The organism is Streptomyces griseorubiginosus, assembly GCF_017614965.1.
Lineage (GTDB): Bacteria > Actinomycetota > Actinomycetes > Streptomycetales > Streptomycetaceae > Streptomyces > Streptomyces griseorubiginosus_B.
In genome coordinates this window covers 1-7,146 of sequence record NZ_WVUG01000392.1, presented here as the reverse complement: position 1 = coordinate 7,146, position 7,146 = coordinate 1, and the positions used below count along the sequence as shown (strand labels likewise).

Genomic DNA, 7,146 nt, shown 5'->3' with positions numbered 1-7,146 from the left:
CGGGTGCGGGTGAGGGGGGCTCGGGCGGCGCGGACCACTGCTCGGCCGTCCCGTCCGGTTCACCCGGCTCGGGCAAGCCGCCGGGCCCGTCCGGCACACGCCGGGCGCCCGACCCTGTGTCGTACGCGTCCATTCCGCCCCGATCCCCGATTCCGGTCCGTCTTCGGCTGCCCGGCCGCGGGCGCCGCACCACACGGGCCCGCCGCACCACCGCACTCGCACGCGAACGGTACTCAGACCCGTCCGCCAGGCACAGTCCCTTCCCTCGTAGCCAGGTCCGTCCTGCCGGACCGGCCTGTCCTACCGGACCGGCCCGGCGGCGCGGACCGGATCCGCGTTTTCCACAGGGCATGCCCGCGGGTTGTCCACAGCGGTTGACACCTTACGGCGCCCGACCGACCATGGAATCGCACGAACCGAACGATCGGTCGGGAGCCGACTCCGGACAGAACCCAGGTCGAGGGGGACCGCATGGCCACAGCAGCCGCGCACAAGGCGTACGGCACCGAGGAGGAACACGCGGGCACCGCCGCCTACGAGCGTGCCTTCGACGCCGCCGTGGCCGCGGACGGGCGCATCGAACCGCGGGACTGGATGCCCGACGCCTATCGCGCGACGCTGGTCCGGCAGATGGCCCAGCACGCCCATTCCGAGATCATCGGCATGCAGCCGGAGGCCAACTGGATCACGCGCGCTCCCTCCCTGCGCCGCAAGGCCATCCTGATGGCCAAGGTCCAGGACGAGGCGGGCCACGGGCTCTACCTCTACAGCGCGGCCGAGACCCTCGGCACCAGCCGCGAGGAACTGCTGGACAAGCTCCACTCCGGCCGCCAGAAGTACTCCTCGATCTTCAACTACCCGACCCTGACCTGGGCGGACGTCGGTGCCATCGGCTGGCTGGTGGACGGCGCGGCGATCACCAACCAGGTCCCGCTGTGCCGCTGCTCGTACGGACCGTACGCGCGCGCCATGGTCCGCATCTGCAAGGAGGAGTCCTTCCACCAGCGCCAGGGCTATGAACTGCTGCTCGCGCTCAGCCGCGGCACCCCCGAACAGCACGCGATGGCTCAGGACGCGGTGGACCGCTGGTGGTGGCCGTCCCTGATGATGTTCGGCCCGCCCGACGACGAGTCGGCGCACTCCGCGCAGTCGATGACGTGGAAGATCAAGCGGCACTCGAACGACGACCTGCGCCAGCGCTTCGTCGACATCTGCGTCCCCCAGGCCGAGTCGCTGGGCCTGACCCTGCCCGACCCGGACCTGAAGTGGAACGAGGAGCGGGGGCACTACGACTTCGGCCCGATCGACTGGACGGAGTTCAAGGAAGTCCTCAAGGGCAACGGACCGTGCAACGAACAGCGGCTCACCCAGCGCAGAAAGGCCCATGAAGAGGGCGCCTGGGTGCGCGAGGCAGCCGCGGCCTACGCGGCCAAGCACAGCGACGACACGAAAGCGGAGCAGGCATGACCAACACCGACTGGCCCCTGTGGGAGGTCTTCGTGCGCTCGCGCCGGGGCCTGTCCCACACCCACGCCGGCAGTCTGCACGCGCCGGACGCGGAGTTCGCCCTGCGCAACGCCCGCGACCTCTACACCCGGCGCGGCGAGGGCGTCTCGATCTGGGTCGTCCCCTCGGCCGCGATCACCGCGTCCTCGCCGGACGAGAAGGACCCGTTCTTCGAGCCGGCCGCCGACAAGCCGTACCGGCACCCGACGTTCTACGAGATCCCGGAGGGGGTGAAGCACCTGTGACGACGACCGTTCCCACGGCTGCCGCCCTCGCTCTCGGCGACGACGCCCTGGTGCTCTCACACCGCCTGGGCGAGTGGGCAGGCCACGCCCCGGTCCTGGAGGAGGAGGTCGCCCTCGCCAACATCGCGCTGGACCTGCTCGGACAGGCCAGGGTGCTGCTGTCGACGGTGGGAGACGAGGACGAGCTGGCGTATCTGCGGGAGGAACGCGCCTTCCGCAACCTGCAGTTGGTGGAACAGCCCAACGGCGACTTCGCCCACACCATCGTCCGCCAGCTGTACTTCTCCGCCTACCAGCACCTGCTGTACTCCCAACTGGCCGCCGGGGACGGCCCGTTCGCCGGTCTCGCCGCGAAGGCCGTCAAGGAAGTCGCCTACCACCGCGACCACGCGGGGCAGTGGACCCTGCGGCTCGGCGACGGCACGGACGCCAGCCATGAGCGGATGGTGCGGGCGTGCACGGCACTGTGGCGCTTCACCGGCGAGATGTTCCAGCCGGTGGACGGGCTGGACGTCGACTGGGCCGGGATGGACACCGCCTGGCTGGAGTCCGTCGAGGCCGTGCTGCGCCGGGCGACCCTGCCCCTCCCGGAGGGCCCGCGCTCCGGCGCCTGGTCGGCCGGCGCGGGCCGTCAGGGCGTGCACACCGAGCCGTTCGGGCGGATGCTCGCCGAGATGCAGCATCTGCACCGCAGCCACCCGGGGGCGTCATGGTGACGACGACCCCGCTGGAGGCCGAACTCCTCGAGATCGCCGGCTCGGTGCCCGACCCGGAGCTGCCGGTGCTCACCCTCCAGGAGCTCGGTGTCGTTCGGGCGGTGCATGTGCGCGGCGCGGACTCGGTCGAGGTGGAGCTGACCCCGACGTACACCGGCTGCCCGGCCATCGAGGCGATGTCGCTGGACATAGAGCGGGTGCTGCGGGCCCATGGCATGCGCGAGATCGCGGTCCGCACGGTGCTGCGGCCGGCCTGGTCGACGGACGACATCACGGCCGAAGGGCGGCGCAAACTCCAGGAGTTCGGGATCGCACCGCCGCGTTCCGTACGCGACTCCGGGCCGGTGACCGTCGGGTTGGGGCCCACCCGCACCCTCGCCGACGAACCCGCACCCCGGCCCGAACCCGTCCGCTGCCCCCACTGCGGCTCCCCCGACACCGAGCTGCTGAGCCGTTTCTCCTCCACCGCGTGCAAGGCACTGCGCCGCTGTCTCGCCTGCCGCGAACCCTTCGACCACTTCAAGGAGTTGTGATGGCCCGCTTCCACGCGCTCCCGGTGGCGGCGGTCGACCGGCTCACCGACGACTCCGTGGCCCTAACCCTGACCGTCCCGCCCGAACTGCGCGAGGAGTACCGGCACGCGGCCGGCCAGCACCTCGCCCTGCGCCGCGTGGTCGACGGGGTCGAGATACGCCGTACGTACTCGATCTGCTCCCCGGCACCCGGTGCGGACGGGCCGCGCACCCTGCGGGTCGGCGTGCGGCTGGTGGAGGGCGGGGCCTTCTCGACGTACGCGCTCAAGGAGATCAACGTCGGTGACGAGCTGGAGGTCATGACCCCGGCCGGCCGCTTCACCCTCGACCCGGCGCCCGGTCTGTACGCGGCGGTCGTCGGCGGCAGCGGCATCACCCCGGTGTTGTCGATCGTCTCGACCCTGCTCGCGCGCGAGCCGGAGGCGCGGTTCTGCCTCATACGCAGCGACCGCACAGCCGCCTCGACGATGTTCCTGGAGGAGGTCGCCGACCTCAAGGACCGGTATCCGGGTCGGTTTCAGCTGGTCACGGTGCTGTCCCGGGAGGAACAGCAGGCGGGGCTGCCGTCCGGGCGGCTGGACCAGGAGCGGTTGACCGGGTTGCTGCCCGCGCTGCTGCCGGTGGACCGGGTGGCGGGGTGGTTCCTGTGCGGGCCCTACGGGCTCGTGCAGCAGGCGGAGCGGACGCTGCGCGGCCTCGGTGTCCCGCGGGCCCGTATCCACGAGGAGATCTTCCACGTGGACAGTGCCCAGCCGGTCACCATCACCACCATCGCCGCCGCCCCCGCGCACAGCACGGTCACGGCCCGGCTCGACGGGCGCGGCGGGACCTGGCCCGTGCAGGACGGTGAATCCCTGCTCGACACGGTGCTGCGCAACCGGCCCGACGCCCCGTACGCCTGCAAGGGCGGGGTGTGCGGGACGTGCCGTGCCTTCCTCGTCACCGGCGAGGTTCGCATGGACCGCAACTTCGCGCTGGAGCGGGAGGAGACGGAGGCGGGATACGTCCTGGCGTGCCAGTCGCATCCGGTGACGGAGAAGGTGGAGCTGGACTTCGACCGGTGAACACCGGTGGCGCGCCGGCCCTGACCGGTTACACCGGTGGCGCGGCAGCCCCGATCGGTAACACCGGCGGAGCGGCAGCCCCGACCGGTGAAGACCGGCGGAGCGGCAGCCCCGACCGGTAATGGCAGCGGAGCGGCGCCCCCGCATTGGCCGTGCATCGGCCCTGGAAGGCCGTGGATGGCCGTGCATCGGCCATGCAGTGGCCGTGCATTGGCCGTGCATTGGCCGTGCATTGGCCGTCGGCGGCCCGTTCCCTTCTTCTAGAACCTGTTCTATCTTGACGGTCCGTCAGATCAGCGGACCCTCCGGAGGGACAGGACCGTGGACTTCACCTTCACCGAGGAGCAGCAGGCGGCGGCCGAGGCGGCACGGGGAGTGTTCGCCGGGGTCGCTCCGGACACGGTGCCCTCTCCCTCGCTGGTCGCGGGCGCCGTCGCCGAGGACTTCGACCGTCCGTTGTGGGACAGGCTCGCCGAGGCCGACCTGCTGAGTCTGCTGCTGGACGCGGAGTACGGCGGGGCGGGGCTGGACGCCATCGCGCTGTGCCTGGTGCTCCGGGAGTCGGCGAAGGGGCTGGCGCGAGTGCCGTTGCTGGAGAGCGCCGCGGCCACCGCCGCCGTACAGGCCTACGGCGGGCCGGAGTTGAAGGCGGCGCTGCTGGAGCGGGCGGGGCGGGGCGAGCTGGTGCTGACCGTCGCTTCGAACGGCCGCACCGGTCACGACGGGGCCGAGCTCGCCGTCACCGCCCGACAGGAGGGCGACGACTGGTTGCTGGACGGGGTACAGACCGCGGTGCCGTGGGCGCACACCGCCGACCTCGTCCTGGTACCGGCGCGGACGGCGGCGGACCGGACCCTGCTCGCCGTGGTGTCCCGCGACCACGAAGGGGTCGTGCTCGGTGAGCAGATCTCCACCGCGGGGGAGCGGCTGGGCGAGCTGCGGCTGGAGTCGGTGAGGATCGCGGCCCGGGACGTGATCGACGCGGACGGGGCCTGGGAGTGGCTGCGGGAGCTGCTGACGACCGGGACGTGTGCGCTCGCGCTCGGACTGGGCGAGCGGGTGCTGGAGATGACGAGCGACTACGCCGGCAAGCGGGAGCAGTTCGGTCATCCGATCGCCACGTTCCAGGCGGTGGCGGTACAGGCCGCCGACCGCTACATCGACCTCCGCGCCATGGAGGCCACGCTCTGGCAGGCCGCGTGGCGGTTGGCCTCGGGGGCGTCCGGCGCGCTCCCCGCCTCCGGTGACGTCGCCGTCGCCAAGATCTGGGCGTCGGAGGGGGTGCGGCGGATCGTTCAGACGGCACAGCATCTGCACGGCGGGTTCGGCGCGGACGTCGAGTACCCGCTCCACCGGTACCACGCCTGGGCCAAGCACCTGGAGCTGTCGCTCGGCCCGGCGGCGGGACACGAGGAGGCACTGGGCGACCTGCTGGCGGCCCACCCACTGGGCTGACGGCCCCTGGCCCCCTGGCGCCCTACCTCCTTGGCGCCCCAGCTCCCTGGATCCCTGGATCCCTGGATCTAGAGCACGAACCCGGGTCGGCCCTCGTCCGTCACCACCGGTCGGCCCGCGGCGGCCCAGACCTGCATGCCGCCGTCGACGTTCACCGCGTCGATGCCCTGCTGGACCAGATACATCGTGACCTGGGCCGACCGGCCGCCCGAGCGGCAGATCACATGCACGCGGCCGTCCTGCGGCGCGGCCTCCGTCAGCTCGCCGTAGCGGGCGACGAACTCGCTGATGGGGATGTGCAGGGCGCCTTCGGCATGGCCCGCCTGCCACTCGTCGTCCTCGCGGACGTCCACCAGGAAGTCGCTGTCCTTGAGGTCCGAGACCCCGACCGTGGGCACACCAGCTCCGAAACTCATACCCCGACGCTACCGGACACCGTCCGAGGTCCCCGCGCGGCTACTGCCCGAGCAGCGTCGCCAGCTCCTGTTCGCGCAGGGCGACGTCCGCCAGGAGCTGTTCGGCGATCTCGTCGAGGAGACGGTCCGGGTCCTCGGGAGCGAGCCGGAGCATCGAGCCGATCGCGCCCTCCTCCAGCTCCTTGGCCACCAGCGTCAGCATCTCCTTGCGCTGGGCGAGCCACTCGAGGCGGGCGTACAGCTCCTCGCTGCGGCTCGGGCCCCGCTCCACCGGCGCCGGTCCCTTGGCCCACTCCTCCGCCAGCTCACGCAGCAGGGCCTCGTCGCCGCGGGCGTAAGCGCCGTTGACCCGGGTGATGAACTCCTCACGGCGCGCCCGCTCGGCGTCGTCCTGGGCCAGGTCGGGATGGGCCTTGCGGGCGAGTTCGCGGTAGAGCTTGCGTGCCTCGGCGCTGGGGCGCACCCGCTGCGGAGGCCGTACGGGCTGCTCGGTGAGCATCGCCGCAGCTTCCGGGAACAGGCCGTCGCCGTCCATCCAGCCGTGGAACAGCTCCTCCACGGCCGGCATCGGCAGCACCCGGGCACGCGCCTCGTCCGCCTTGCGACGGTCCTCGGGATCACCGGTGCGGGCGGCCCTGGCCTCGGCTATCTGCGCGTCCAGCTCGTCGAGGCGGGCGTACATCGGGCCGAGCTTCTGGTGGTGCAGCCGGGAGAAGTTCTCGACCTCGATACGGAAGGTCTCGACCGCGATCTCGTACTCGATCAGCGCCTGTTCGGCGGCCCGCACGGCACGCTCCAGGCGCTCCTCGGGGCGCGGCGCACCGTCCTCGGGCGTCGATGGCGTCTCACCGGCGACCCCACCCTGCTCAGCTTCCGGGCTCGTCACCCGACCAGCGTAGGCCACGCCGGAAGCGGCACGGCCTGCCCTGCGACGGCGACCCCGCGCGGGACGCCGGTGCGACCGGAGAGGAGCACCTCACGAGCACCGCTCACGCGGCCCCGACGCCGCCAGACATCACCCCCGCCACCACTCACGCGGCCCCGACGCCGCCAGACACCACGCCCGCCACCACTCACGCGGCCCCGACGCCGCCAGACACCACGCCCGCCACCACTCACGCGGCCCCGACGCCGCCAGACACCACGCCCGCCACCGCTTCACGCTGACGCCCCCCGCCTGCCATCACACCCAACGCCCCCCGCCTGCCATC

8 protein-coding genes are annotated in these 7,146 nt (G+C 72.2%); 6 read left to right on the top strand and 2 right to left on the bottom strand.

Annotation, left to right across the window (positions count from 1 at the left end):
* Nucleotides 1–471: 471 nt before the first annotated feature.
* The 6 genes from paaA (at nucleotide 472) to GRC12_RS39935 (ending at nucleotide 5,519) form a co-directional block, all read left to right on the top strand.
* Nucleotides 472–1,467, top strand: coding sequence for a 1,2-phenylacetyl-CoA epoxidase subunit PaaA (paaA, locus tag GRC12_RS39960; RefSeq protein WP_208785365.1), 996 nt, complete (start codon nucleotides 472–474; stop codon nucleotides 1,465–1,467).
* Entirely contained in the window at nucleotides 1,464–1,751 is a 288-nt protein-coding gene (paaB, locus tag GRC12_RS39955; RefSeq protein WP_133043987.1) for a 1,2-phenylacetyl-CoA epoxidase subunit PaaB, read from the top strand. The genes paaA and paaB overlap by 4 nt, the downstream gene beginning before the upstream one ends.
* The gene (gene paaC, locus GRC12_RS39950; protein ID WP_208785364.1) at nucleotides 1,748–2,467 is read left to right on the top strand and encodes a 1,2-phenylacetyl-CoA epoxidase subunit PaaC; all 720 of its coding nucleotides are present in this window, start codon (nucleotides 1,748–1,750) and stop codon (nucleotides 2,465–2,467) included. Before paaB ends, paaC begins: the two co-directional genes overlap by 4 nt.
* Nucleotides 2,461–3,000: a 1,2-phenylacetyl-CoA epoxidase subunit PaaD gene (gene paaD, locus GRC12_RS39945; protein WP_208785363.1), complete on the top strand. Its 540-nt coding sequence runs from the start codon at nucleotides 2,461–2,463 to the stop codon at nucleotides 2,998–3,000. The genes paaC and paaD overlap by 7 nt, the downstream gene beginning before the upstream one ends.
* Nucleotides 3,000–4,064: a 2Fe-2S iron-sulfur cluster-binding protein gene (locus tag GRC12_RS39940; RefSeq protein WP_208785362.1), complete on the top strand. Its 1,065-nt coding sequence runs from the start codon at nucleotides 3,000–3,002 to the stop codon at nucleotides 4,062–4,064. Before paaD ends, GRC12_RS39940 begins: the two co-directional genes overlap by 1 nt.
* Before the next feature lie 321 nt (nucleotides 4,065–4,385).
* On the top strand, nucleotides 4,386–5,519 hold the full coding sequence (locus tag GRC12_RS39935) for an acyl-CoA dehydrogenase family protein (RefSeq protein WP_208785361.1): 1,134 nt from the start codon (nucleotides 4,386–4,388) through the stop codon (nucleotides 5,517–5,519).
* 68 nt (nucleotides 5,520–5,587) lie between these two features.
* Here GRC12_RS39935 and GRC12_RS39930 read toward each other — a convergent pair whose 3' ends face one another.
* Nucleotides 5,588–5,917 (bottom strand): rhodanese-like domain-containing protein, encoded by a 330-nt coding sequence (locus tag GRC12_RS39930; protein ID WP_208785366.1) that lies wholly within the window; start codon nucleotides 5,915–5,917, stop codon nucleotides 5,588–5,590.
* 58 nt (nucleotides 5,918–5,975) lie between these two features.
* A complete protein-coding gene (locus GRC12_RS39925) occupies nucleotides 5,976–6,821 on the bottom strand; it encodes a J domain-containing protein (protein ID WP_208785360.1) in 846 nt (281 codons plus the stop codon).
* Nucleotides 6,822–7,146 lie beyond the last annotated feature (325 nt).

What these genes read in the sequence shown, in the direction of transcription:
- paaA (WP_208785365.1), top strand. Translation starts at nt 472, where the DNA reads ATGGCCACAGCAGCCGCGCACAAGGCGTACGGCACCGAGGAGGAACAC.
- paaB (WP_133043987.1), top strand. Translation starts at nt 1,464, where the DNA reads ATGACCAACACCGACTGGCCCCTGTGGGAGGTCTTCGTGCGCTCGCGC.
- paaD (WP_208785363.1), top strand. Translation starts at nt 2,461, where the DNA reads ATGGTGACGACGACCCCGCTGGAGGCCGAACTCCTCGAGATCGCCGGC.
- GRC12_RS39940 (WP_208785362.1), top strand. Translation starts at nt 3,000, where the DNA reads ATGGCCCGCTTCCACGCGCTCCCGGTGGCGGCGGTCGACCGGCTCACC.